Raw genomic sequence first — 24,471 nt, forward strand, 5'->3', positions numbered from 1 at the left:
TACCATGCTGGGGGCCGGTGGACCGTACCCGGCCGGGCCCGACCGACAACAAGCCGGCGCGGCCCTATACGTCCCCGCTCCCGGAGGGTTCTTCAGTGCCGGCTGGAACGCTGTACCGCGGCCGGGAAGGAATGTGGTCGTGGGTGGCTCACCGAGTCACCGGCGTGCTCATCTTCTTCTTCCTGTTCGTTCACGTGCTGGACACCGCGCTCGTCCGCGTGTCTCCCGAGGCCTACGACACCGTCGTGGCCACGTACAAGACGCCGATCGTCGCCTGCCTGGAGTACGGCCTCGTCGCCGCCATCCTGTTCCACGCACTCAACGGTCTGCGGGTCATCGCCGTCGACTTCTGGGCCAAGGGTGCCCGCTATCAGAAGCCGATGCTGTGGACCGTGGTCGTCGTCTGGATCGTGCTCATGCTGGGGGCGATCTACCCCGTCCTGGGCCACGCCGCTCGAGTCGTCTTCGGGAGCTGACGCGTATGTCCACCACTGAAACCTCTTCCGGTGTGAGCCCCGTCGAGGGCGCCGCCGTCTACACCGTCGACAACCCGGCGCCGGTCATCCAGCCCCCGCGCCAGCGCACCAAGAAGACCCCGAAGTCGACCCGGGGCAACTTCGAGATGTACGGCTGGCTGTTCATGCGGCTGTCCGGCGTCGTGCTGGTCGTCCTCGTCATCGGCCACCTGCTGATCCAGCTCGTGCTGGACGGTGGCGTCTCCAAGATCGGCTTCGCCTTCGTCGCCGGGCGCTGGGCCTCCCCGTGGTGGCAGGTCTGGGATCTGCTCATGCTGTGGCTGGCGATGCTGCACGGCTGCAACGGCCTGCGCACGGTCATCAACGACTACGCCGAGCGCGCGGGTACGCGGCTGTGGCTGAAGGCACTGCTCTACACCGCCACGGTGTGGACGATTCTGCTGGGCACGCTGGTGATCTTCACCTTCGACCCGAACATCCGCTAGGCCACGGGACCGAGGTAATCCCTGATGAAGATCCACAAGTACGACACCGTCATCGTCGGCGCCGGTGGCGCCGGTATGCGTGCCGCCATCGAGGCGACCAAGCGCAGCCGCACCGCGGTCCTGACCAAGCTCTACCCCACCCGGTCCCACACGGGCGCCGCGCAGGGCGGCATGGCCGCCGCGCTGGCCAACGTGGAGGAGGACAACTGGGAGTGGCACACCTTCGACACGGTCAAGGGCGGTGACTACCTGGTCGACCAGGACGCCGCGGAGATCCTGGCGAAGGAGGCCATCGACTCCGTCCTCGACCTGGAGAAGATGGGCCTGCCGTTCAACCGCACCCCGGACGGCCTGATCGACCAGCGCCGCTTCGGCGGTCACAGCCGCAACCACGGCGAGGCCCCGGTCCGCCGCTCCTGCTACGCGGCCGACCGCACCGGCCACATGATCCTCCAGACGCTGTACCAGAACTGCGTCAAGGAGGGCGTGGAGTTCTTCAACGAGTTCTACGTCCTCGACCAGCTGATCACCGAGGTCGACGGCGTCAAGCGGTCGGCCGGTGTCGTCGCCTACGAGCTGGCCACCGGCGAGATCCACGTCTTCCAGGCGAAGTCCGTGATCTACGCCTCCGGCGGCTGCGGCAAGTTCTTCAAGGTGACGTCCAACGCGCACACTCTGACCGGTGACGGCCAGGCCGCGGTGTTCCGGCGGGGCATCCCGCTGGAGGACATGGAGTTCTTCCAGTTCCACCCGACCGGCATCTGGCGCATGGGCATCCTGCTCACCGAGGGTGCCCGCGGTGAGGGCGGCATCCTGCGCAACAAGAACGGCGAGCGCTTCATGGAGAAGTACGCTCCCGTGATGAAGGACCTGGCCTCCCGTGACGTGGTCTCCCGCTCCATCTACACGGAGATCCGCGAGGGCCGCGGCTGCGGTCCCGACGGCGACCACGTCTACCTGGACCTGACCCACCTGCCGCCGGAGCAGCTGGACGCCAAGCTGCCGGACATCACCGAGTTCGCGCGGACCTACCTGGGCATCGAGCCGTACACCGACCCGATCCCGATCCAGCCGACCGCGCACTACGCGATGGGCGGCATCCCGACCAACGTGCAGGGCGAGGTCCTCGCCGACAACACCACGGTGGTCCCGGGCCTGTACGCGGCCGGCGAGGTCGCCTGCGTGTCCGTGCACGGCGCCAACCGCCTGGGCACCAACTCGCTGCTGGACATCAACGTCTTCGGCCGCCGCGCCGGTATCGCCGCCGCCGAGTACGCCAGCACGGCCGACTTCGTCGACCTGCCGGAGAACCCGGAGTCCTTCGTCGTCGAGCAGATCGAGCGGCTGCGGTCCTCCACCGGCAGCGAGCGGGTGGCGGAGCTGCGCCGCGAGCTGCAGGAGACCATGGACGCCAACGTGATGGTGTTCCGCACCGAGCAGACCATCAAGACGGCGGTCGAGAAGATCGGCGAGCTCAAGCAGCGCTACAAGAACGTGGCGATCCAGGACAAGGGCAAGCGGTTCAACACCGACCTGCTGGAGGCCATCGAGCTGGGCAACCTGCTGGACCTGGCCGAGGTCATGGCGGTCTCCGCCCTGGCCCGCAAGGAGTCCCGCGGCGGTCACTACCGCGAGGACTACCCCAACCGCGACGACGTCAACTTCATGCGCCACACCATGGCGTACCGCGAGGTCGGCGCCGACGGAACCGAATCCATCCGTCTCGACTACAAGCCGGTCGTCCAGACCCGCTACCAGCCGATGGAGCGTAAGTACTGATGGCAACCCCTGTTCTGGACAAGGCGGACGCGGCCGGCAAGCCCGAGCCGGGTTTCGCGGACTCCCCCTACATCACCGTCACCTTCCGCATCCGCCGGTTCAACCCGGAGGTCTCGGCCGAGGCGACCTGGCAGGACTTCCAGCTGGAGATCGACCCGAAGGAGCGCGTCCTCGACGGTCTGCACAAGATCAAGTGGGACCACGACGGCACGCTGACCTTCCGTCGGTCCTGCGCGCACGGCATCTGCGGCTCGGACGCCATGCGGATCAACGGCCGCAACCGGCTGGCCTGCAAGACGCTGATCAAGGACATCAACCCGGAGAAGCCGATCACGATCGAGCCCATCAAGGGCCTGACGGTCCTGAAGGACCTGGTCGTGGACATGGAGCCGTTCTTCCAGGCGTACCGGGACGTGATGCCCTTCCTGATCACGAAGGACACCAACGAGCCCACGCGGGAGCGGCGGCAGTCGCCCGAGGACCGGGCGCGCTTCGACGACACCACGAAGTGCATCCTGTGCGCGGCCTGCACCTCCTCCTGCCCGGTGTTCTGGAACGACGGCCAGTACTTCGGCCCGGCCGCGATCGTCAACGCGCACCGCTTCATCTTCGACAGCCGTGACGACGCGGGCGAGCAGCGCCTGGAGATCCTCAACGACAAGGACGGCGTCTGGCGCTGCCGCACCACCTTCAACTGCACCGACGCCTGCCCGCGCGGCATCGAGGTCACCAAGGCGATCGCGGAGGTCAAGCGCGCCCTGATCACGCGCCGCTTCTGACCTTCGCACCACCGAGGGCATGTCTGTGTCGCCCCGTCGGCCCTGTGCGGCCGGCGGGGCGACGTGCTGCCGGGCGCGGGCGCGGCGCTCGGGTGGCAGCCGGCCCGCGCCTGCCGTCCGGCGGCCCGGGCACGCCTTAATCTGATGACATGTCAGACAGCGAGTCGTACGAGCTGCTCGGGTTCGACCATGTGCTGCTGCCCGTGGGCGACCTCGGCGAGGCGGTGGAGTTCTACGAGCGGGCCGGGTTCACCGTGGCGACCCGGCTGGACGAGGCGGGCATCGCGGTGCTCCGGGTCGGCGCCGAGGCTCCGGGCATCCTGCTGCGGCACGAGGAGGCCCTGGGCCGGCGCACCCCGCCGTGGCCCTCGCCGCGCGTCTGGCTGGAGGTCCCGGACGCGCGCACCGCGGCCCGGGAGTTGACCGCGGCCGGGATCGCGCTGCTGGACGAGCCGTGGGCGATGGTGACCGGCTGGGTGGTGGAGATCGCCGACCCCTGGGGCAACGTCCTCGGCTTCACCGACTACACCAAACGCCGGGAACTGGGGCGCGTGGGCTGAGCGGGGGCGGTCCGCCGGGTCCCGCGGGGCACGGATCCTCCCGGCCGGGTGATCAGATCCAGCCGAGTTTCCACAGCCGGAACACGCCGGTGCCGTCGTTGACGTACTGGCCGCCGCCGACGTCCTCGGTGGTGACGACGTACTCCTTCTGCTGCCACAACGGGATCAGCGGCACGTCGTCGGCCACCTGCTGCTGCAGGTCGCGGAAGTCCTTCGTGACCCGGCTGCGGTCGGCGTAGCGCCGGCTGTCCGTGACGAGGTCGTCGACGTCCTTGCTGCTGTAGCCGGTGTTCATGCTGCTGCCGGTGCCGACGAGCGGGGCGCCGAAGGTGTCCGGGTCCGGGTAGTCGGCGACCCAGCCCACCGCGTACGCGTCGAGCTTGCCGGCCGCGTACTGCTTCTGGAAGGCGGTCCACTCGTAGCCCTTGACGTCGACCTCGAACAGGCCGCTCGCCTCCAGCTGGCGTTTGATCTCCGCGGCCTCCTCGGCACCGGAGCCGCGGCCGATGGCGTAGCCGTAGGTGAAGTGCACGGGGATCTGCACCCCGGCCTCGGTCAGCAGCGCGCGGGCCTTCTTCACGCTCGGCTCGGGATAGGTGTCGAAGAAGGACGTGGTGTGCCCGGTGATGCCCGCCGGGACCAGGGAGTACAGGGCGTCCACGGTGCCGTCGTAGACGGAGGCGGCCAGCTGCTCGCGGTTGATCAGCCAGGCCATGGCACGGCGGACGCGGACGTCGTGCAGCGGGGAGGAGGACCGGGTGTTGAGGTACAGGTTGCGGACCTCGGAGCTGTCGGACTCCGACACCCGCTGGTCGGGGTCGCTGGGGTTGAGCCCGGCGAGGACGGCGGGGGTGAGCGTACGGGTGGCGACGTCGATCTGCCGGTTCTTCCAGGCGGCGTCCAGGGCCTTGCCGTCGGGGTAGTAGTGCAGCTCGACGGGGTTGCCGGTGCGGCTGACCGCGCCCTTGTAGGAGGGGTTGGGCTGCAGTGCGGCGACCTCGTCCTTGACGTACCGGGTCAGCCGGTACGGGCCGGTGCCGTCGGCCTGGTCGCCGGTGCGCAGCGTGTCGGACGGATACAGGGAGCGGTCGACGATGGAGCCGGCTCCGGTGGCGACCTTGAAGGGGAACGTGGCGTCCGGCTCGGACAGGTGGAAGGTGACGGTCATGCCGTCGGCGTCCACCGACTTCAGGGTGGAGAACAGCGGGGCGGGGCCGACATCGGCGTTGATCTTCTTGACCCGGTCGAAGGAGTACTTGACGTCCTCGGCGGTCATCGTCCGCCCGCTCGGGAACGTCAGGCCCGGGCGCAGCTCGCAACGGTAGGTGCGCAGCCCGCCGCCGACGAACGTACAGTGCCTGGCCGCGTCCGGCACCGGCGCGGCGCCGTCCGGCTCGAAGGTGAGCAGGGACTGGAACACATTGCTGTACAGGGCCCATGAGCCGGCGTCGTAGGAGCCTGCCGGGTCGAGCGAGGTGACGGCGTCGGTCGTGCCGACGGTGATGGCCTTCACCTCGCCGTCCTTGTCCGGCAGCAGCGTCCAGGCCCCCACGCCCGCGATCACCAGGACCAGCAGGGCCAACAGAATCCGTATGCGAACCGCTCGCATCGGTGATGCCTCCCCAGGTCCCGTCGCGGGACCACCGTGCATGTGCCACGCCTCACAGGCGCGCCGACACCTAATCACAGCTCGTCGGCCGGGGGAAGAGCGGTCTGGATGAGATGAGAAGACGTTATGAAGAAGTGTTGTCACCTCGTTTCACAGGAAATCCCCAGCATGCACGGACGGCGGGGGCTGGGGATCGCTCCTGTGGTCGGTCGGTGACGGCGGCGCGGACGCCGCGCACGGGTGTGCGGCCCAACGTCCGGGCGGTTCGTGAGATCCCGTGCGGTTCGTGCGGACCGGACGTGCGTGCGGTCCTTCGGGCCCGTGCGGTCCGCGCGAGCGAAAGCGCCGTGACGCCGATGGCCGGATCGCTATGACGTCCGGCGCAGGGCGCGCAGGCCACGCAACCCGATCACACCGATCACCGTCCCCAATACGAAGGAGACGACGGCCAGCGCCAGATGGACCCAGAAGTACGCGGTCGGGTGCCCGTCGTCGAAGGCGAGTCCGCTGCCGTCCTTGACGAGATTCTTGACGAAAGTGACCCAGATGACCCAGCTCCACACCCCGAAGGCGAGCAGGAACCAGGAGACGGGGCGACTGAGCTTCATACCTCCAGTATCGCTGTCGGGCGGCCGGAGCCGGGTGCGGGGGGCGGCCCGGCGGCGGGGGCGCGCCGGTGACGGGGACCTGGGCGCCGTGCCGGCGGGAGCGCCCGATACGTTTCCGACCGTGCGCGCACCCGAGACGTTGCTGCGGCGATCCCTTGCGGTCGCTTCCGCCTCCCTGCTGTCCCTCTCCCTGTCCATGACCGTGGGCACCTCCGTCGCGGCGGCGGCGCCGGCGGTGAAGGCGAGCCCCTCGGCCACTCCCCCGGCCCGTATGTCGGTCGTGGGCGGCGAGCGTCTGGGCCGTCCCGGCACCCAGGTCGAGCTGGCGGACGGTGTGCCGGTCCTGCCCGAGGACCTCACCGCGCGGTCCTGGATCGTGGCCGACGCCGAGTCCGGGCAGGTACTCGCCGCGCACAACGCCCACTGGCAGCTGGCCCCGGCGAGCACCCTGAAGATGCTGTTCGCCGACACCCTGCTGCCGAAGTTCCCCCGGACCGAGAAGCACACCGTCGACCCCGCCGACCTGGCCGGTGTGGGCGAGGGCTCCAGCCTGGTCGGCATCAAGGAGCACGAGACCTACACCGTCCACGACCTGTGGCTGGGGGTCTTCCTGCGCTCGGGCAACGACGCCGTGCACGTCCTGGCCGCCATGAACCACGGGGTGAAGCAGACCGTCGCCGACATGAACGCGCACGCCCGGGAGCTGCAGGCGCTGGACACCCATGTGGTCTCCCCGGACGGCTACGACGCCCCGGGGCAGGTGTCCTCGGCGTACGACCTGACCCTCTTCGCCCGCTCCGGGCTGCAGAAGAAGGACTTCCGCGAGTACTGCTCCACCGTGCGGGCCTCCTTCCCCGGCGAGACCAAGAAGGACAAGAACGGGAAGACCACCCGGGGGTCCTTCGAGATCCAGAACACCAACCGGCTGCTGAGCGGCGACTACGACCTTCCGGTGTACAAGGGCATCGCCGGGGTGAAGAACGGCAACACCACCCAGGCGGGCGCCACCTTCACCGGGGTGGCCGAACGCGACGGGCATGTGCTGCTGGTGACGGTGATGCACCCGGGGAGCACGGAGCACAACGCCGTCTACCGGGAGGCCGCCCGGCTGCTGGACTGGGGGTTCAAGGCCGACGGCAAGGTGCGGCCGGTGGGCGAGCTGGTGCCGCCGAAGAGCGTCGCGGCGGCCGGTGCCACGGCCTCGCCCGGCCAGGCGGGCGGCGCGCAGGGCGGCGGTTCCTCGGCGAGCCCGGTGGCGGGCGCGTCCGCGGCGAGCGGCTCCGACGGCATGGGCGTCGCCCTGGGCGTCGCCGGCGGTGCGGTGGTGGTCCTGGGGGCCACGGCCTACCTGGTCAACCGCCGCTGGCCGCTGCCGGACCTGGTGCGCCGCCGTTCCCGTTCCTAGGCCGGGTCCGGCCGGGCGCGGCCTTCCCGTCGTCGCCGTCGTCGTCCGCGCCCCGGCCGGGTGTGTCCTCCCCGCCGTCCCCGTCCCGGCCGGGTGTCGCCGTCCAGGCGGCGCAGTACAGCACCAGCTTGGCGGTGAAGTTCATCCACAGCAGCAGGGCGATGGGGACCCCGAAGGCGCCGTACATGCTCTTCGCCGCCACGCCCTGGATGTAGCCGCTGAGCAGCACCTTCAGCAGTTCGAAGCCGATCGCGCCGAGCAGTGCCGCCACCAGCAGCCGGCGGCGCGGCGGATGCACGGCGGGCAGCAGGGTGAGCACGTAGCACAGCACCAGGAAGTCGGCGGCGACGGCGACCGCGAAGGCGACGATCCGCAGCACCAGGCTGCCGGCGCCGTGCTCCGCCAGTCCGGCCTGGCGGGCGATCCAGCCCACGGCGGCCGAGGCGACCGTGGACACCAGCAGCGTGACGACCACCGCGCCGCCCAGACCGAGCAGGACGCCGGCGTCCCGGACGCGGCGCACGACCGGGTTCTCCTCCCGGTCCGGGCACTGCCACACCGCGCGCAGGCAGTCCCGCATCTGTCCCACCCAGTTCACGCCGGTCAGCAGCAGGAACACGCCCGCGATGACGCCGACGGTGCCGGCGTTGTCCGCGAGCGCGCCGATGTGCAGCTGGCTGCCCAGCCCCGGGAACTGCTCGGTGATCTTCGTCTCCAGGGTGCGCTGCTGCCGGGCGCTGAGCGTGGCGGCACCGACCGCGGCGGCCAGGGTGAGCAGCGGGAACAGCGCGATGAAGCTGATGAAGGTCATGGCGGCGGCCAGCCGCGACCATTTCACCCGGTCCAGACGCTCGTACGACCGCCAGGCGTGGGTGCGCATCGCCCGCGCCACCCACGGACCCACCACGGGGAGCTTCTTCAGCCAGTCCATGACCGGAACTGTGCCCGCTCGGCGCCGACACCAACACCGCGTTTCTACGCCGAGGCGGCCATAACGGGGCGATACAGTCATCCGGCGTGAAGGATGCCCTCGGTTTCTCCTCGCTCCTGCGTTCCTTCGGCCCCTCGGGCCTGCCCCGCACGCTGCTGGTGCTCGGCGGCACCTCCCCCGTCGCCCTGGCCGTGGCGCGCCGGCTCGTCGCCCGGCGCACCCGCACCGTGTGGCTGGCGGGCCGGCCCTCGCCCGCGCTCGACGAGGCCGCCGCGCATCTGCGCAGCCTCGGGGCCGAGGTGCGCACCGTCGCCTTCGACGCGCTCGACGTGCTGCACCACGAGGAGATCCTGGGCAAGGTCTTCGCCGAGGGGGACGTCGACATGGTGCTGCTCGCCTTCGGCGTCCTGGGCGACCAGGCGTACGACGAACGGGAGCCGCTGAACGCGGTGCAGGTCGCGCAGACCAACTACACCGGGGCGGTCTCGGCCGCGCTGGTGGCCGCGCGGGAGCTGCAGAACCAGGAGCACGGCTCGCTGGTCGTGATGTCCTCGGTGGCCGCGGAGCGGGCCCGGCGCACCGACTTCATCTTCGGCTCCAGCAAGGCGGGACTGGACACCTTCACCCAGGGCCTGGGCGACGCCCTGTTCGGCACCGGGGTGCACGTCATGATCGTCCGCCCGCACTTCGTGCGCTCGCCCTCGACCGCCGGCCGGCCCGTGCCGCCGCTGTCGAGCACCCCGGAGGAGGTCGCCGTCGCGGTGGAGCTGGGGCTGCGGCGGCGGTCGGAGATCGTGTGGGTTCCCGGTGTGGCGCGCCTGGCGGCGACGGTGCTGCGGCATCTGCCGCGTGCGGTGTACCGGCGGCTGCCGCTGTAGGGCGCGCGGCGGGACGACCGGCTCAGCGGGCGGGCAGGGTGCCTCGATCGACGGGGGACGCCTGGGGCGGGACCACCGCGCTGCCGCCGAAGGCGAACTCGCGCAGCCGGCGCCACACCCCGTCGTCCCCCTGCTGGTGCAGGGCGAACCCGGTGACCGGCCACTCGGCCCGGTAGCCCGCCAGTTCCTCCTGGGCGCGGTCCATCGCCGCCTCGTCGATGCCGTGCGCGACCGTGACGTGCGGGTGGTAGGGGAACTGGAGTTCGCGTGCCACGGGTCCCTCCGGGTCGCGCACCCGCTGCTGGAGCCACATGCACGCCTCGGCGCCCTCCACCACCCGGACGAAGACCACCGGGGACAGCGGCCGGAAGGTGTCGGTGCCCGACAGTCGCATGGTGAAGGGCCGCCCGGCCGCGGCCACCTCGGTCAGGTGCGCCTCGACGGCCGGCAGGTCGGCGGTGTCGATCTCGGTCGGCGGCAGCAGGGTGACATGCGTGGGGATGCCGTGAGCTGCGGCGTCGCCGAAGCCCGCGCGCCGCTCCTGGAGCAGGCTGCCGTGCGGCTCCGGGACCGCGATCGACACCCCGATCGTTACGGTCCCCACGTCGTCTCCTGTCGTCGTGCCGGTGCTGTGTGGCCGTGCCGGCGGTCGTCGCTGCCGCCGCTTCCTTCTCCCGGGTCCCGGCCCTCTCCCCGGGGCGCACCCGGCCGTCGCGCTCGCGTGCCAGCCGTTTCGCCCGGGCCGTCCGGTTATGCCGTGCGGATAACGACTGTACGACCGCGAGCGCGCCCTGGGCAGGCGCCGGCCACGTGATGTGCGGCGCTCCGCCCGGGACGGCTGGGCGCGGTGGTGCGCTCGTTCAGTGCTTGGCGGGCAGGAAACCCACCCGGTCGTAGGCCTGGGCGAGGGTCTCTGCGGCGACCGCGCGGGCCTTCTCCGCGCCCTTGGCCAGGATCGCGTCGAGCGTCTCGGTGTCGTCCAGGTACTGCTGGGTCTTCTCGCGGAACGGCGTCACGAACTCGACCATGATCTCGGCCAGGTCGGTCTTCAGGGCGCCGTAGCCCTTGCCGGCGTACTGCTCCTCCAGCTCGCCGATGGTCCGGCCGGTGAGCGTGGAGTAGATGCTGAGCAGGTTGCTGACGCCGGGCTTGGCCTCGGGGTCGAAGCGGATGACGGTGTCGGTGTCGGTGACCGCGCTCTTGACCTTCTTGGCCGTGGTCTTCGGCTCGTCGAGGAGGTTGATGAGGCCCTTCGGCGTGGACGCCGACTTGCTCATCTTGACCGACGGGTCCTGCAGGTCGTAGATCTTCGCCGTCTCCTTGAGGATGTACGGCCGGGGCACGGTGAAGGTCTCGCCGAAGCGGCCGTTGAAGCGCTCGGCGAGGTCGCGGGTCAGCTCGATGTGCTGGCGCTGGTCCTCACCGACCGGCACCTCGTGCGCCTGGTACAGCAGGATGTCGGCGACCTGCAGGATCGGGTAGGTGAACAGGCCGACCGAGGCCCGCTCGGCACCCTGCTTGGCGGCCTTGTCCTTGAACTGGGTCATCCGGGAGGCCTCGCCGAAGCCGGTGAGGCAGTTCATGACCCAGGCCAGCTGGGCGTGCTCGGGGACGTGGCTCTGGACGAAGAGCGTGCAGCGCTCCGGGTCCAGTCCGGCGGCCAGCAGCTGGGCGGCGGCGAGCCGGGTGTTGGCGCGCAGCTCCTTCGGGTCCTGCGGGACCGTGATCGCGTGCAGGTCGACGACCATGTAGAAGGCGTCGTGCGTCTCCTGCAGGGCCACCCACTGACGGACGGCGCCGAGGTAGTTGCCGAGGTGGAACGAGCCGGCGGTGGGCTGGATCCCGGAGAGCACCCGGGACCGGCCCTGCGGAGCGGTGTCATTGCCGAGGTGGGCGACGGGGCGATCGTTGGCCATGCACACCATTCTCTCAGGTGCGCACCCCTGCTCCGGAACGGGCCGGGAGCAGCCGGTGAACGGCGGCCGGGAGCCGGCGCGGGGTGCGCCGAGCGGTGCGCCGTGAGCAGCGTGCGCGCCGGGGGCGGCCTTGGGGGCGGGTGCGCCGGGCGATGTCGCGGGGGCGGGTGCGCGTGAAGGTGCGCGGGCGTGCGCTGTCGTGAGGAGGCCCGTGCGCCATGGGGCGGCCCGCCGCTCGGACGGGCCGCCCCACGAGGCGTGACAGGACGGGACCGGCCGGGTGCCCCGCGCCGGGTCAGCCGAGGTCGATCTCCGGGTACAGCGGGAAGCCCGCCACCAGGTCGGCGGCGCGGCGGGAGACCTCGTCGGCGATCTTCGGATCGAGGACGTGGGCGGCCTTGGAGGGGGCGCCGGACTTGGTGGTGCCGGGCTCGGTGGCCGTCAGCACCCGGTCGATCAGGGCCGCGATCTCGTCCATCTCGGCGGTGCCCAGGCCCCGGGTGGTCAGGGCGGGCGTGCCGATGCGGATGCCGGAGGTGTACCAGGCGCCATTGGGGTCGGCGGGGATGGCGTTGCGGTTGGTGACGATGCCGGACTCCAGCAGGGCGGCCTCGGCCTGGCGGCCGGTGAGGCCGTAGGAGCCGGCGACGTCGATCAGGTTGAGGTGGTTGTCGGTGCCGCCGGTCACCAGGGTGGCGCCGCGCCGCAGCAGGCCCTCGGCGAGGGCGCGGGAGTTGTCCACGATGCGCTGCGCGTAGTCCTGGAAGGCGGGCTGCCGGGCCTCGGCGAGGGCGACGGCCTTGGCGGCCATGACGTGCGGCAGCGGGCCGCCGAGCACCATCGGGCAGCCCCGGTCGACCTGGTCCTTGAGGCTGTCGTCGCACAGCACCATGCCGCCGCGCGGGCCGCGCAGCGACTTGTGGGTGGTGGTGGTGACGATCTGGGCGTGCGGGACCGGGTCGAAGTCGCCGGTGAGGACCTTGCCGGCGACCAGGCCGGCGAAGTGGGCCATGTCGACCATGAGCGTGGCGCCGACCTCGTCGGCGATCTCCCGCATGATCCGGAAGTTCACCAGCCGGGGGTAGGCGGAGTACCCGGCGACGATGATCAGCGGCTTGAACTCGCGGGCCTGGACACGCAGCGCCTCGTAGTCGAGCAGTCCGGTGGCCGGGTCGGTGCCGTAGGAGCGCTGGTCGAACATCTTGCCGGAGATGTTCGGCCGGAAGCCGTGGGTGAGGTGGCCGCCGGCGTCCAGGGACATGCCGAGCATGCGCTGGTTGCCGAAGGCCTGCCGCAGCTCGGCCCAGTCGGCCTCGGTCAGGTCGTTGACCTGGCGGGCGCCGGCCTTCTGCAGGAACGGCGCCTCGACGCGGTCGGCGAGCACGGCCCAGAAGGCGACGAGGTTGGCGTCGATGCCGGAGTGCGGCTGGACGTAGGCGTGGCGGGCACCGAACAGCTCGCGGGCGTGCTCGGCGGCGATCGACTCGACGGTGTCGACGTTGCGGCAGCCGGCGTAGAAGCGGCGGCCGACGGTGCCCTCGGCGTACTTGTCGCTGAGCCAGTTGCCCATCGCCAGCAGGGTGGCCGGGGAGGCGTAGTTCTCGGAGGCGATCAGCTTGAGCATCTCGCGCTGGTCGGCCACCTCCTGGCCGATCGCGTCGGCGACCCGCGGCTCGACCGCGCGGATCACGTCCAGGGCGGCGCGGAAGGCGGTGGACTCGTGGGACAGGGGCGCAGACATCTGGAAGGGAACCTCCGGGCGTGGCGTTCGGCGTTCACGGTACGGCCCAGGCGCACGGCACTTCTTCCCGTCGGAGCCGCTCCCCGATGGTCTCTCCCATCCCTCGGACCCATGGTCCAGCGCGCCAGTCACGGCCCTGGCCGTCAGCCTACCCGGCGCTCGGGCCGGGCACGCCGCGACGTCCACCATGCGGGCGGGCGGTGCTGCGGCGCTGAGGCCCCGCTCGGGGCGCCCGTCGCGCGGCGGGCGCCCCGAGGCGGGTCACAGGGCGCATGAGCCGTGGCCGGTCACAGGATGACGTGCGGCAGGAAGCGGGCGTACTCGTCGGTGACCAGGCCGGCCGACTCGCGCAGGCCGAGGCCGGCGGCCTCGTCCCCGACCACCCAGGCGCCGAGGACGACATGGTTGCCGTCGAAGGCGGGCAGCGGGGCGAGGGCCTGGTAGCAGCACGGCTCCTCGCGCACCGCGGGCGCCGAGCCGGGCCGGTGCACGGTCACCCCGGCACCCTCCCGGCCGAGCAGCGGCTTGGCCGCCCAGCCGGTGGTGTCCGCCAGCTCACGCGGGCCGTCGAGGTAGGCGGGGAGCAGATTGGGGTGGCCGGGGAAGAGTTCCCAGAGGATCGCCAGCAGGGCCTTGTTGCTCAGCAGCATCTTCCAGGCGGGCTCGATCCACAGGGTCGAGCCGGTGCCGCCGCCGTTGTCGAGGGTGTCCAGGACGTGGCCGGAGAACCGGTCGGTGGTCATCCACTCCCACGGGTACAGCTTGAAGATGCTGCGGATGAACCGCAGGCCGGTGTCGACGAACCGGCCGGAGAGCGGGTCCCAGCCGATCTGCTCCATCGCCAGCCAGTCGGTGGCGAGGCCCGCCTGTTCGGCGGTCTCCTTCAGATAGGCGACCGTCATCAGGTCCTCGCCGAGCTCGTCGGCGGCGGAGTGCGCGAAGTGCAGCAGGCTGCCCGGCGGCAGCAGTCCGGCCTGCCGGCGCCAGGCGTCGACGAGGCGTTCGTGCAGCGAGTTCCACTGGTCGGCGCCGGGGAACCGTTCCTCCATCCAGAACCACTGGGGCGAGGCGGCCTCCACCAGGGAGGTGGGGGTGTCGGCGTTGTACTCCAGCAGTTTCGCCGGGCCGGTGCCGTCGTAGCGCAGGTCGAACCGGCCGTAGACGGACGGCAGTTCGGCCCGCCGGTGCCAGGCCTCGGCGACCGCGCGGGCCACGCGCGGGTCGGTGATGCCGAGGTCGGCGAACCGCCCGGCGGTGACGATGTGGTCGGCCGCGGCCAGACACATGCGGTGCAGTTCCTCGACGGTCTCCTCCAGCGCCTCCACCTCGTCGAGGCCGAAGACGTAGTAGGCGCTCTCGTCCCAGTAGGGGCGCAGCGAGCCGTCGGGGTGGCGGGTGAGCGGATAGATCAGTCCCTGGGCCTCGACGATCCGCTGCCAGCCGGGCCGGGGTTCGATGGTGCGGCGCTCCACGGGCTCAGCCGCCGGAGGAGCCGTGGCCGCCGCCGAAACCGCCGCGGTCGACACCGCCGTAGCCGCCGCCGTACTTGCTCCCGCCGCTCGTCGACCCGCTGGACGAGCCCCCGGAACCGGAGCCCGTGCCCGAGGTCTTGCCGGGCTTGGTGAAGGAGCCGCCCGACACCCAGCCGTTGCGCTTCTTGCCGCCGTAGTACCAACTGGCGCGCACGGAGGGGTCGCTGGTCTTGCAGTACGTGTCGGAGACGAGCTTGTAGCCGCTGCCGTAGCGGTAGCTGTCCCTGTCGACGCAGCGCCTGTCCGGAGCGGAGGAGCAGGCGGTGAGCGCCGTCGCGAGCAGTCCCACGCTGCCCAGGACGACGGTGCCCGACCGAAGCCGTCGCCGTGCGTCTGCCATGTCCGTCTCTCCCCGTTGTCGTCGGCCGTACGACGGCCGCCTCGTCGGCCACAGGGTGGCCGGTTTCCGACGGCCAGCCTAGAGAGCGGAACGGACATGTGTACGAGCAACCCCGATTTCGCCTTTCTCCGGGGGCCCTTGATGCCCGGGAACGAACGGGCCCGCATGGTGACGGTCCGTCAGGGCAGCACCCGGCACAGTGCGTCCAGGGCCGCCGCCCAGGCGTGGTCCGGCGGGGTGCCGTAGCCGACGACCAGGGCGTCCACCGGCGGCACGGCGGCCCGCTCGTGGCGGAAGCGGGACAGGCCGCAGACGGACAGGCCCTGCCGGGCCGCCGCCCGGAGCACCGCCTGTTCCGTGCCGGGCGGCAGCCGCAGCACGGCGTGCAGTCCGGCCGCGATGCCGGTGGCCTCCACCCCGGGGGCACGGTCGGCGAGCGCCGCGACCAGGGCGTCGCGGCGGCGCCGGTAGCGCAGCCGACAGGCGCGCACATGACGGTCGTAGGCGCCGCTGGTGAGGAACTCCGCCAGGGTGAGCTGGTCCAGCACTCCGCAGGTGTCGTGACCGCCCTTGACGGCGGCGGCCTCCTTCACGAGAGAGGGCGGCAGCACCATCCAGGCCAGCCGCAGGCCAGGCGCCAGGGCCTTGCTGGCGGTGCCGAGATAGACCACGTGGTCGGGGTCCAGGCCCTGCAGGGCGCCGACCGGCTGGCGGTCGTAGCGGAACTCGCCGTCGTAGTCGTCCTCCAGGACCAGACCACCGGTGCGCCGCGCCCAGTCGGTCACGGCGGCGCGCCGCTCGGGGTGCAGCGGCAGTCCCGTCGGGAACTGGTGGGCCGGGGTGAGCAGCACCGCGGCGGCGTCCGGCATGCGGGTGGTGTCGGTGCCCCGGTCGTCCAGGGGCAGCGGGCAGGTCTCGAGGCCCGCCTCGGTCAGCAGGGCGCGGTGCTCGGGCAGGCCGTAGGACTCGACGGCGACCGTGGCCGCCCCGCGCGCCCGCAGCAGCTGGGCGAGGATCCGCAGACCGTGCGCGAAACCGGAGCAGATCACGACGCAATCCGGGTCGGTGCGCACCCCGCGCACCCGGGCCAGATGGCCGGCCAGCGCGGCACGCAGCTCCGGACGGCCACGGGGGTCGCCGTAGCCGAGGACGTCGTGCGGGGCGACGGCCAGGGCGCGCCGGGCGGCCTTGAGCCACTCGGCGCGGGGGAAGGAGGCGAGCTCCGGCGTGCCGGGCGTGAGGTCGTGCAGGGGGCGCGGACGCGGGTGGGGTGCGCGGGGCGGGGTGCGCGGCGCGGGCGGCACGGCCCGGTCGGCGACCCGGGTGCCCGATCCCTGGCGGGCGGTGAGCCAGCCCTCGGCGACCAGGTCGGCGTAGGCGTCGGCGACCGTGTTGCGGGCGATGCCCAGGTCGGCGGCGAGGGCGCGGGAGGACGGCAGCCGGGTGCCGGGCGCAAGACGGCCGGTGCGGACCGCCTCGCGCAGCGCGTCGGTCAGGCCGCGGCGCACGCCCGGTCCGGTCGTCTCCACGTGCAGGTCCAGCCCCGAAGTGGCCCACGTTTCCGCCATGGAAATGGACCATACTCCTGGGCTGCTCCGCTCCTAGGGTCGAGACCATGAGCAACACCGATGACGCTGTCGCGTACGCCGCCGAGCAGCCCCAGCGGCTGGACATGGCCGCACTCGCACCCGACGTCTACAAGGCGATGGTCCGGCTGGACACCGCCGCCCGGCAGGGCCTCGACCCGAAGCTGTACGAACTCGTCAAGATCCGCGCCTCGCAGATCAACCACTGCGCCTTCTGCCTGGACATGCACACCAAGGACGCGCTCGCGGCCGGCGAGAGCGTGGAGCGGATCGTGCAGCTCAGCGCGTGGGAGGAGTCGCGGCACTTCTACACCGAGAAGGAGCTGGCGGCGATCGAGCTGACCGAGGCGGTCACCGTCCTGACCGACGGCTTCGTACCGGACGAGGTGTACGACAAGGCCGCCGAGCACTTCGAGGAGAAGGAGCTGGCCCAGCTGATCGCCGCGATCACGGTGATCAACGCCTGGAACCGGTTCGGCGTGACCTGCCGCTTGACCCCCGGCCACTACCAGCCGGGGCAGCACGCGTGAACCGGGCACGCTGTGCCGGACGCGGAGGGGGCCCGGTCCCGGGCCAGGTCCTTCCCGCGGCCGGCGCGGCGGCACCGTCCCGACGCCACCGCAGGAACCGGACGTCCACGAACCGCACGCCGGAGAACCGGACGTCCCACCGGAGAGGCACAAGGCACCGATCATGAGCACCGTCGAGGACTTCGCGCGCTGCACCTGGGGCGCGCGCCCGGCGATCCGCTGATCCTGCCCGGACCGTGGGACGCGGCCAGCGCGCGGGCCTGTGTGGCGGCCGGGTTCCCGGCCCTGGCCACACCCAGCGCGGGCGTGTCCGCCGCGCTCGGCCACGACGACGGCTCCACCCCCGCCGACGAGATGTTCGCGGCCGTGGCCCGGATCGCCCGGGCGGTGGACGTGCCGGTGTCGGCCGACGTCGAGGACGGCTACGGCCTGGCCCCCGACGAGCTGGTGGAACGGCTGCTGGAGGCCGGCGTGGTCGGCTGCAACCTGGAGGACTCCCGTGCCGGGGTGCTCAAGGACCCGCAGGGGCAGGCCGCCTACCTGGCCGAGGTCCGCGCGGCCGCCGGCGACCGGCTGTTCCTCAACGCCCGGGTGGACGTCTTCCTCCACGGCGACGGCGACCCGGCGCACGCCGTCGAGCGGGCCGCCCTGTACGTGGCGGCCGGCGCCGACTGCGTGTACCCGATCCTCGCCCCGGCCGACACGCTGCCGGTGCTGCGGGCCGGGATCGCGGGACCGCTGAACGCCCTGGGCCGCCTGGACGGCACCGGCCCCTCCCCCGCCGAGCTGGGCGCACTGGGCGCCACCCGGATCACCTTCGGCCCGGGACTGTGGCAGCGCGCCGACCGGGCGGTGCGGGGGATCGTGGCGGAGCTGGTGCCGTAGGGGTGGTGCCCTGGCGGCCGTCACTCGGGCGGCACAGGGGCGACCGGGAGCTGTTCCTCGTGCAGCCAGGTGAAGGTGCGGTCCGGTTCGAGGCGGGCCTCTCCCCAGTGGATGAGATGGATGCCCCTCTCCGCGTCGGCCGTGAAGAACACGCAGACGAGTCTGGTGGAGGCGCCCAGCTCCTCGAACGCCTCGTGCAGTCCGAGGTACTCCCCGGTCGCCAGGTCGGCGTCGACCTCGAACAGCTGCTCCCGCCCCTGCGGCCCGTGCGCCCGGAGCAGCCGTCGCCGGGTCGGGGACGCGTCGGCGGGCAACCGAGCGCCGGCCAAGGGGCGCGGCTCGTCCGCGTATTTGTAAGGGAAGAGCACGTGCCCGTTGATGACGGCGTACTCGTAACCGCGGACGTCCCGCACGGGTTCGCCCAGTTCCCGTGCCGCATCCGCCAGCCCCTCACGGACCGCCTCGGCCAGGGCGGCACCGTAGGGGCTCCGCTTCTTCAGTCCCGCGGCCAGATGCGCCGCACGGGCTTTCGCGTGCGCCGTCGCCAGGCAGCGCGGAACCGCGGCGACGAGCGCGGCGGCATGCCGCCCGAACCGCTCGACCGCCCAGTCGGACGGCCCTGCCGGACCACCACCTGACACAGACATGCAGCGCCCCTCCGCCCGGTCACTCGGCCCTCACCTGTGTGACACGCGGACGAACACGGCACAAGGGAGCGATCCGGCCACCGGGAGATCACCGGCGGCGCGCTCGGCGCCGCCGCAACCGGACACCGGCCGGCGACCGGGTCCGCCGCACGGAGCCGGCGCGCTCACTGCATACGTCGGCCCCGGCCCGTGCACCGTTTCTCGGAGGCGCTCAGGGCAGCCACTCCTTCCACACCGAGCGATGACCCTCCACCCACTTCTTCGCCGCCTCGGCCGGGGTGAGTTTCTGGTCGGCGATCATCAGCGCGACCTCGTTCTGGTCCTCGGTGGTCCACCGGAACTTCTTCAGGAAGGCGGCCGCGTCCCCGCCCGACGCCGCGAAGCGGGCGTTGAGGTACTTCTGCAGCGGGGTGTACGGGTAGGAGCAGGCGACCTTCACCGGATCGGCGTCGCAACCCTCCGTGTAGGGCGGCAGTTTCACCTCCGTCATCGGGACCTTCTCGAACAGCCACTGCGGCGCGTACCAGTACGTCAGGAACGGCTTCTTCTCCTTGGCGAACTGCTTGATCTGCGCGATCTGCGCCGCCTCCGACCCGGCGAACACCACCTGGTAGTTCAGCCCGAGGTTCTTCACCAGCGCCTTGTCGTTGGTGACGTAGGAGGGGGAGCCGTCCATCAGCTGGCCCTTGCCGCCGCTCTCCGCGGTGCGGAAGAGGGAGGCGTAGGAGTTCAGGTTGCGCCAGTCGGTGATGTCGGGGTGCTGCTTCGCCAGATACGTCGGCACGAACCAGCCGATGTGCCCGGTCACCCCGAGGTCGCCGCCGCGGACGATGGTCTTCTTGTCGTCCACGTACCGCTTCTCCTGGTCGGGGTGGCCCCAGTCCTCCAGGATGGCGTCGACCCGGCCCTGGCTGAGCGCGTCCCAGGCGGGGACCTCGTCGACCTGCTCGGTGTCCACGCGGTAGCCGAGTTCGTGCTCCAGCAGGTACTGGGCGACGGCCACGTTGGCCTGGGCGCCCACCCAGGACTGCACGGACAGGGTCACGGTCCGCGCGCCCTTCACGGCGGCGAACGGCGAGGTCTGCTTGGTCATGTCGGCGGCGCCGCAGCCGGTCAGCAGCGTGCACAGGGCCGCCGCGCCGGCGATCAGCGCCCTTCTGCGGGTGGTCCTCATCTCACGCTCCCTTCGTCGCGCGCCGTGCGGTCGGCTGGGTGACCCGGTCGAGCATCAGGCCGAGGCAGACGATGGCCACGCCCGCGATCAGGCCCGTCGCCAGGTCGCCCTGGGCGAGGCCGTAGACGACCTGGTAGCCGAGGGCGCCGCTGCCGACCAGGCCGCCGATGATGACGACGGCGAGCACCAGGACCACGCCCTGGTTGACGGCGAGCAGCAGGGCGGGGCGGGCCAGCGGAAGCTGCACCTGGCGCAGCTGCTGGCCGCTGGTGGCGCCGAGCGAGCGGGCCGACTCCAGGGCGGCCGGGTCGACCTGGCGCAGCCCCTGCGCGGTGATCCGGACGACCGCGGGCAGGGCGTAGACGACGGCCGCGGCGACGGCCGGGGCACGGCCCACCCCGAACAGGGCGACGACCGGGATGAGGTACACGAACTGCGGCATCGTCTGGAACACGTCCAGCACCGGGCGCAGCACCCTTGCGAACCGGTCGCTGCGGGCGGCGGCGATGCCGGCGGCCAGGCCCAGTACGAGGGTGACGGCGACGGCCGCGAGCACCTGGGAGAGGGTGTCCAGCGAGGGCTGCCACACACCGAGCACCCCGATCACGGCCATGGCGCCGGTGGCGGTGAGCGCGGTGCGCCAGGTGCCGATCAGCCAGGCCGGGGCGGCCACGATCAGCAGTACCGACCACCACGGCAGCCACAGCAGTGCCGAGCGCACCGGGTCCAGCACCCAGGTGGTGAAGTGCCCGGCCCAGTCGGCGGTGCCGCCGATGTAGGGCACCCCGGAGTACAGGTGGCCGGTCATCCAGTCCACGGCCCGGTTGACCGGCTCGGCGATGCTCACCGTCCAGCCGGTGGGCCAGTCGGGACCGCCGGCCAGGCGTGCGGCCAGAGCGGCCACGACGACGGCGGCGAGGGCCGCGGCGGGCCGCAGCCAGAGGCGGCCGCCCTCGCGCTGCTGCCCGATCCGGTCACCGGCGGCACCGGTCACCCGGTCCAGGACCACGGCCAGCAGCACGATCGGGATGCCGGCCGCCAGGGCGGCGCCCACGTCGACGGAGGCGAGGGCCTGGTAGACGCGGTCGCCGAGACCGCCGGCGCCGATCACCGAGGCGATCACGGCCATGGACAGCGCCATCATGATCGCCTGGTTGAGGCCGAGGAGGAGTTCCTTGCGGGCCAGCGGGATGCGCGCGGTGAGCAGCCGCTGGCGGGCGGTGGCGCCCAGCGACTCGACCGCCTCCAGCACCTCCGGGTCGGCGCCGCGCAGGCCCAGCGCGGTCAGGCGGGCCATGGGCGGGGCGGCGTAGACGACGGTGGCGAGGACGGCGGCGGGCACGCCGATGCCGAAGACCAGCACCACCGGCAGCAGATAGGCGAACGCCGGCAGGATCTGCATGGTGTCCAGCACGGGCCGCAGGGCGCGGTCCATCCGGTCGGACAGCCCGGCGGCCAGGCCCAGCAGGGCGCCCACGGCGACCGACGCGAGTACGGCGACCACCATCAGGGCCAGGGTCTGCATGGTCGGCACCCACATGCCGAGCGCCCCGCAGGCGAGCAGCGCCACCGCCGTGCCGGCGGCGAGCCGGGCGCCGGCCACGCACCAGGCGACGGCGGCGGCCAGCGCGGTGACGCCCGCCCAGCCCGCGGCGAGCAGGAACAGGTAGACGGCGCGCACGCAGACGATGACGGCGTTGCTGAGATGGCCGAGGACGTACAGGAACAGCGGGTGGCTGTCCCGGTTGTCGATGATCCAGTCGCTGACCCGGGTCAGCGGCGCGGTGACGTCGACGGTCAGCGCATGCGGCCAGGCGCCGCCGCCCCAGCGGGCCTCGGCGAGCGGGGCGAGGACGGCGGTGAGCAGCGCGAGGACCGCCAGTTTGCGGACGGCGGGGCGTTTCAGCAGGCCGGGGACGGTGCGCGGCGCCGGTGCGGTGACGGTGGCCATCAGGCGGCCTCCGGGTCCTTGCCGGCCGGGGCGGTTCCCGCGACCACGCGCAGCAGTGCCTCGGAGTCCACGACGCCGATGCACCGGCCCTGGTCCATGACGCGGGCCGGGGTGCCCGCGCGGGCGACCGCCTCGATCGCCTCGGCGACCGTGGCGTGCGCGGCGACGGCCGGCCCGCTGCCCGCCTGCTCGGCGGTGGCGGGACGCATCGCCGAACGCACCGTCATCACCTGCTCGCGGGGCACGTCGCGGACGAACGCACGGACGTAGTCGTCGGCCGGGGAGCCGACGATCTCCTCGGGGGTGCCGAGCTGCACCACGCGGCCGTCGCGCATCAGCGCGATGCGGTCGCCGAGCCGGAGGGCCTCCTGCAGGTCGTGGGTGATGAAGACCATGGTGCGGCCCTCCTCCTGGTGCAGCCGGATCACCTCCTCCTGCATGTCGCGGCGTATCAGCGGGTCGAGGGCGCTGAACGGCTCGTCGAACAGCAGCACTTCGGGGTCGGCGGCCAGCGCGCGGGCGAGGCCGACGCGCTGGCGCTGACCGCCGGAGAGCTGGCCGGGCCGGCGGTGCTCCATGCCGCTCAGCCCGACCTTGGCGACCATCTCGGCGGCGCGGGCCCGGCGTTCGGCCCGGCCCACGCCCTGGATCTGCAGTCCGTAGGCCACGTTGTCCAGCACGGTGCGGTGCGGCAGCAGACCGAAGTGCTGGAAGACCATCGCGGCCCGGTGCCGGCGCAGCGCGCGCAGTTTCGCCTTGTCCATGGCGCGTACGTCCTCGCCGTCGATGGCGACGGTGCCGGCCGTGGGCTCGATCAGCCGGGTCAGGCACCGCACCAGGGTGGACTTGCCGGAGCCGGACAGGCCCATGACGACGAAGACCTCGCCCTTGCGGACCTCGAAACCGACGTCGCGGACGGCGGCCGTGCAGCCGGTGCGGGCGCGCAGCTCGGCGGGGCTCAGCGCACGCAACTCCGGGTCCGCGGGCACGCGTTCCGCCTTGGGGCCGAACACCTTCCACAGGCCGTCGACCAGGAAGACCGGCGGGGCGGTGCCCTCGCCGGGCGGTTTGCGGGCGGGCGCGGTCAGCGTCATCAGGCGTCCCCCGCGATCAGATCGGACGCCTTCTCGCCCACCATCAGCACGCCGATCATCGGGTTGACGGCGGGCATGGTCGGGAAGACGGAGGCGTCGGCGACGCGGATGCCCTCCAGGCCGCGGATGCGCAGCTCGGGGTCGACCACGGCCAGCTCGTCGTCGGCGGCGCCCATGCGGCAGGTGCCCGCCGGGTGGTACACGGTGTGGGCGACCTTGCGGGCGTACTCGCTCAGCTCCTCGTCCCCGGTGACCTCCGGTCCGGGGCACACCTCGCGCTTGAGCCAGCCGGCCAGCGGCTCGGTCCGGGCGATCCGACGGGCGATGCGGATGCCGTCGACGAGGGTGCGGGCGTCGTAGTCGTCCTCGTCGGTGAAGTAGCGGAAGTCCAGCGCGGGCTTGACGGACGGGTCGGCGCTGGTGAGGTACAGCCGGCCCTTGCTCTTGGGCTTGGGGATGTTCGGGGTCATCGACACGCCGAACTCGGGTCGCTGGTAGCCCAGTCGCTCCGGGTTGTCGGTGAACGGGATCTGGTAGAAGTGGAACATCAGGTCCGGTCCGGCGTGCTCCGGGTCGCGGCGCACGAACAGGCCGGCGTCGGAGTCCATCGCGGAGTTGTCCGGGATCGGGCCGTTCGTCTCCCACACGATCACCGACTCGGGGTGGTCGAGGAGGTTCTCACCGACACCGGGCAGGTCGTGCACGACCGGTATGCCGAGCCGCTCCAGGTCCTCGCGCGGGCCGATCCCGGAGTGCAGCAGCAGCCGCGGCGAGTCGACGGCGCCCGCGCACAGCACCACTTCACGGCGGGCCTTGACCAGCAGCTCCTCGCCGTCCTTGGTGCGCACGTGCACGCCCTCGGCGCGCGTGCCGTTCAGCTGAAGCCGGTACGCCCAGGTCTCCAGCATCAGCGTCAGGTTGGCCCGCTCGTCCATGATCGGGTGCAGGTAGGCCACCGAGGCGCTGGACCGCTTGTTGTTCTCCGGGTGGTAGGCGAGGTCGAAGAAGCCGACGCCCTCGTCGAACGGCTTCTTGTTGAAGCCCTCGACGCGGGGCACGCCGAGCGCGGCCTGCGCGGCGTCGACGAAGTCCCGGGCGATGGCGTTGCGGTCCTTCTCGTCGACCGGGACGATGTTGTTCTTCAGCCGGGCGTAGTAGGCCTCCATCGGCACCGCGCCCCAGCCCGTGGCACCGTTCGCCTCCCACTCGTCGAAGTCGGACGGCAGCGGCTTGAAGGCGATCAGGGTGTTGTGGGAGGAGCAGCCCCCGAGGACCCGGGCGCGGCTGTGCCGGATGTGGGAGTTGCCGCGCGGCTGCTCGGTGGTGGGGTAGTCGTAGTCGAGTTCGCCGCCGAGCAGGCCCATCCAGCGGCGCAGGGTGAGCACGTCGTCGCGGCCGACGTCGCTGGGGCCGCCCTCGATGACGGCCACGGTGACGTCAGGGTTCTCGGTGAGGCGGGAGGCGATGACACAGCCGGCCGTTCCGCCGCCGATGACAACGTAGTCGTAGACGTGGGCAGTGGACTCGGGCATGGGGGTACTACTCCAGGGGTTGTGGGGGTGCAG

23 protein-coding genes are annotated in these 24,471 nt (G+C 72.0%); 9 read left to right on the forward strand and 14 right to left on the reverse strand.

Going from position 1 to position 24,471, the window contains the following annotated elements; genetic code table 11:
- Window positions 1–95 precede the first annotated feature (95 nt).
- From sdhC to OG899_RS09685, 5 genes are all read left to right on the forward strand, one after another.
- Window positions 96–476 (forward strand): succinate dehydrogenase, cytochrome b556 subunit, encoded by a 381-nt coding sequence (sdhC, locus tag OG899_RS09665; protein WP_125496810.1) that lies wholly within the window; start codon window positions 96–98, stop codon window positions 474–476.
- 5 nt (window positions 477–481) lie between these two features.
- The gene (locus OG899_RS09670) at window positions 482–961 is read left to right on the forward strand and encodes a succinate dehydrogenase hydrophobic membrane anchor subunit (protein ID WP_125496809.1); all 480 of its coding nucleotides are present in this window, start codon (window positions 482–484) and stop codon (window positions 959–961) included.
- A gap of 24 nt (window positions 962–985) precedes the next feature.
- Window positions 986–2,740: a succinate dehydrogenase flavoprotein subunit gene (gene sdhA, locus OG899_RS09675; protein ID WP_125496808.1), complete on the forward strand. Its 1,755-nt coding sequence runs from the start codon at window positions 986–988 to the stop codon at window positions 2,738–2,740.
- Window positions 2,740–3,519 carry a succinate dehydrogenase iron-sulfur subunit gene (locus OG899_RS09680; RefSeq protein ID WP_125496807.1) on the forward strand — a complete coding sequence of 260 codons (780 nt, stop codon included), beginning with the start codon at window positions 2,740–2,742 and terminating at the stop codon, window positions 3,517–3,519. The genes sdhA and OG899_RS09680 overlap by 1 nt, the downstream gene beginning before the upstream one ends.
- Before the next feature lie 149 nt (window positions 3,520–3,668).
- Window positions 3,669–4,079 carry a VOC family protein gene (locus OG899_RS09685; RefSeq protein ID WP_125496806.1) on the forward strand — a complete coding sequence of 137 codons (411 nt, stop codon included), beginning with the start codon at window positions 3,669–3,671 and terminating at the stop codon, window positions 4,077–4,079.
- A 52-nt stretch (window positions 4,080–4,131) separates the two neighbouring features.
- On the opposite strand, the gene OG899_RS09690 is transcribed toward OG899_RS09685, so the two are convergent.
- Both OG899_RS09690 and OG899_RS09695 read right to left on the reverse strand, forming a co-directional pair.
- Window positions 4,132–5,688: an ABC transporter substrate-binding protein gene (locus OG899_RS09690; RefSeq protein WP_125496805.1), complete on the reverse strand. Its 1,557-nt coding sequence runs from the start codon at window positions 5,686–5,688 to the stop codon at window positions 4,132–4,134.
- 368 nt (window positions 5,689–6,056) lie between these two features.
- Complete coding sequence (locus tag OG899_RS09695) at window positions 6,057–6,296, reverse strand: SCO4848 family membrane protein (RefSeq protein ID WP_125496804.1); 240 nt, start codon at window positions 6,294–6,296, stop codon at window positions 6,057–6,059.
- A gap of 121 nt (window positions 6,297–6,417) precedes the next feature.
- Between OG899_RS09695 and OG899_RS09700 the strand changes: the two genes are divergently transcribed.
- A complete protein-coding gene (locus tag OG899_RS09700; RefSeq protein WP_308427053.1) occupies window positions 6,418–7,701 on the forward strand; it encodes a D-alanyl-D-alanine carboxypeptidase family protein in 1,284 nt (427 codons plus the stop codon).
- On the opposite strand, the gene OG899_RS09705 is transcribed toward OG899_RS09700, so the two are convergent.
- Complete coding sequence (locus OG899_RS09705) at window positions 7,649–8,632, reverse strand: YihY/virulence factor BrkB family protein (protein ID WP_168131410.1); 984 nt, start codon at window positions 8,630–8,632, stop codon at window positions 7,649–7,651. The two genes, OG899_RS09700 and OG899_RS09705, sit on opposite strands and share 53 nt — an antisense overlap.
- 86 nt (window positions 8,633–8,718) lie before the next feature.
- On the opposite strand from OG899_RS09705, the gene OG899_RS09710 reads away from it, so the two are divergent.
- Window positions 8,719–9,510 (forward strand): SDR family NAD(P)-dependent oxidoreductase, encoded by a 792-nt coding sequence (locus OG899_RS09710; RefSeq protein ID WP_229814078.1) that lies wholly within the window; start codon window positions 8,719–8,721, stop codon window positions 9,508–9,510.
- 22 nt (window positions 9,511–9,532) lie between these two features.
- Here OG899_RS09710 and OG899_RS09715 read toward each other — a convergent pair whose 3' ends face one another.
- The 6 genes from OG899_RS09715 to OG899_RS09740 all read right to left on the reverse strand — a co-directional run bounded on the left by OG899_RS09715 (window position 9,533) and on the right by OG899_RS09740 (window position 16,607).
- Window positions 9,533–10,114: a 2'-5' RNA ligase family protein gene (locus tag OG899_RS09715; RefSeq protein WP_125496801.1), complete on the reverse strand. Its 582-nt coding sequence runs from the start codon at window positions 10,112–10,114 to the stop codon at window positions 9,533–9,535.
- Between the two features lie 256 nt (window positions 10,115–10,370).
- Window positions 10,371–11,426 (reverse strand): tryptophan--tRNA ligase, encoded by a 1,056-nt coding sequence (gene trpS, locus OG899_RS09720; RefSeq protein WP_206345332.1) that lies wholly within the window; start codon window positions 11,424–11,426, stop codon window positions 10,371–10,373.
- Between the two features lie 295 nt (window positions 11,427–11,721).
- On the reverse strand, window positions 11,722–13,167 hold the full coding sequence (locus OG899_RS09725; protein ID WP_125496800.1) for a glycine hydroxymethyltransferase: 1,446 nt from the start codon (window positions 13,165–13,167) through the stop codon (window positions 11,722–11,724).
- Between the two features lie 287 nt (window positions 13,168–13,454).
- The gene (locus OG899_RS09730; RefSeq protein ID WP_125496799.1) at window positions 13,455–14,639 is read right to left on the reverse strand and encodes a glutathionylspermidine synthase family protein; all 1,185 of its coding nucleotides are present in this window, start codon (window positions 14,637–14,639) and stop codon (window positions 13,455–13,457) included.
- Between the two features lie 4 nt (window positions 14,640–14,643).
- On the reverse strand, window positions 14,644–15,039 hold the full coding sequence (locus OG899_RS09735) for a hypothetical protein (protein ID WP_125496798.1): 396 nt from the start codon (window positions 15,037–15,039) through the stop codon (window positions 14,644–14,646).
- A gap of 179 nt (window positions 15,040–15,218) precedes the next feature.
- On the reverse strand, window positions 15,219–16,607 hold the full coding sequence (locus OG899_RS09740) for a PLP-dependent aminotransferase family protein (RefSeq protein ID WP_125496797.1): 1,389 nt from the start codon (window positions 16,605–16,607) through the stop codon (window positions 15,219–15,221).
- Between the two features lie 47 nt (window positions 16,608–16,654).
- On the opposite strand from OG899_RS09740, the gene OG899_RS09745 reads away from it, so the two are divergent.
- On the forward strand, window positions 16,655–17,155 hold the full coding sequence (locus OG899_RS09745) for a carboxymuconolactone decarboxylase family protein (protein ID WP_189343456.1): 501 nt from the start codon (window positions 16,655–16,657) through the stop codon (window positions 17,153–17,155).
- Window positions 17,156–17,344: 189 nt separating this feature from the next.
- Window positions 17,345–18,040: an isocitrate lyase/phosphoenolpyruvate mutase family protein gene (locus tag OG899_RS09750; RefSeq protein ID WP_189428022.1), complete on the forward strand. Its 696-nt coding sequence runs from the start codon at window positions 17,345–17,347 to the stop codon at window positions 18,038–18,040.
- Window positions 18,041–18,060: 20 nt separating this feature from the next.
- Here the strand turns inward: OG899_RS09750 and OG899_RS09755 are convergent, their stop codons facing one another.
- The 5 genes from OG899_RS09755 to OG899_RS09775 form a co-directional block, all read right to left on the reverse strand.
- Complete coding sequence (locus tag OG899_RS09755) at window positions 18,061–18,687, reverse strand: hypothetical protein (protein ID WP_125496794.1); 627 nt, start codon at window positions 18,685–18,687, stop codon at window positions 18,061–18,063.
- Window positions 18,688–18,898: 211 nt separating this feature from the next.
- The gene (locus OG899_RS09760; protein WP_406310992.1) at window positions 18,899–19,861 is read right to left on the reverse strand and encodes a glycine betaine ABC transporter substrate-binding protein; all 963 of its coding nucleotides are present in this window, start codon (window positions 19,859–19,861) and stop codon (window positions 18,899–18,901) included.
- A gap of 1 nt (window position 19,862) precedes the next feature.
- Window positions 19,863–21,812, reverse strand: a complete 1,950-nt coding sequence (locus OG899_RS09765) for a proline/glycine betaine ABC transporter permease (RefSeq protein ID WP_168131407.1) — start codon at window positions 21,810–21,812, stop codon at window positions 19,863–19,865.
- Entirely contained in the window at window positions 21,812–22,906 is a 1,095-nt protein-coding gene (locus tag OG899_RS09770; RefSeq protein ID WP_125496791.1) for a glycine betaine/L-proline ABC transporter ATP-binding protein, read from the reverse strand. The genes OG899_RS09765 and OG899_RS09770 overlap by 1 nt, the downstream gene beginning before the upstream one ends.
- Window positions 22,906–24,438, reverse strand: coding sequence for a GMC family oxidoreductase (locus OG899_RS09775; protein ID WP_125496790.1), 1,533 nt, complete (start codon window positions 24,436–24,438; stop codon window positions 22,906–22,908). Before OG899_RS09775 ends, OG899_RS09770 begins: the two co-directional genes overlap by 1 nt.
- Between the last annotated feature and the right edge of the window lie 33 nt (window positions 24,439–24,471).

This window comes from Streptomyces thermoviolaceus, assembly GCF_045209695.1.
GTDB classification, from domain to species: domain Bacteria; phylum Actinomycetota; class Actinomycetes; order Streptomycetales; family Streptomycetaceae; genus Streptomyces; species Streptomyces thermoviolaceus.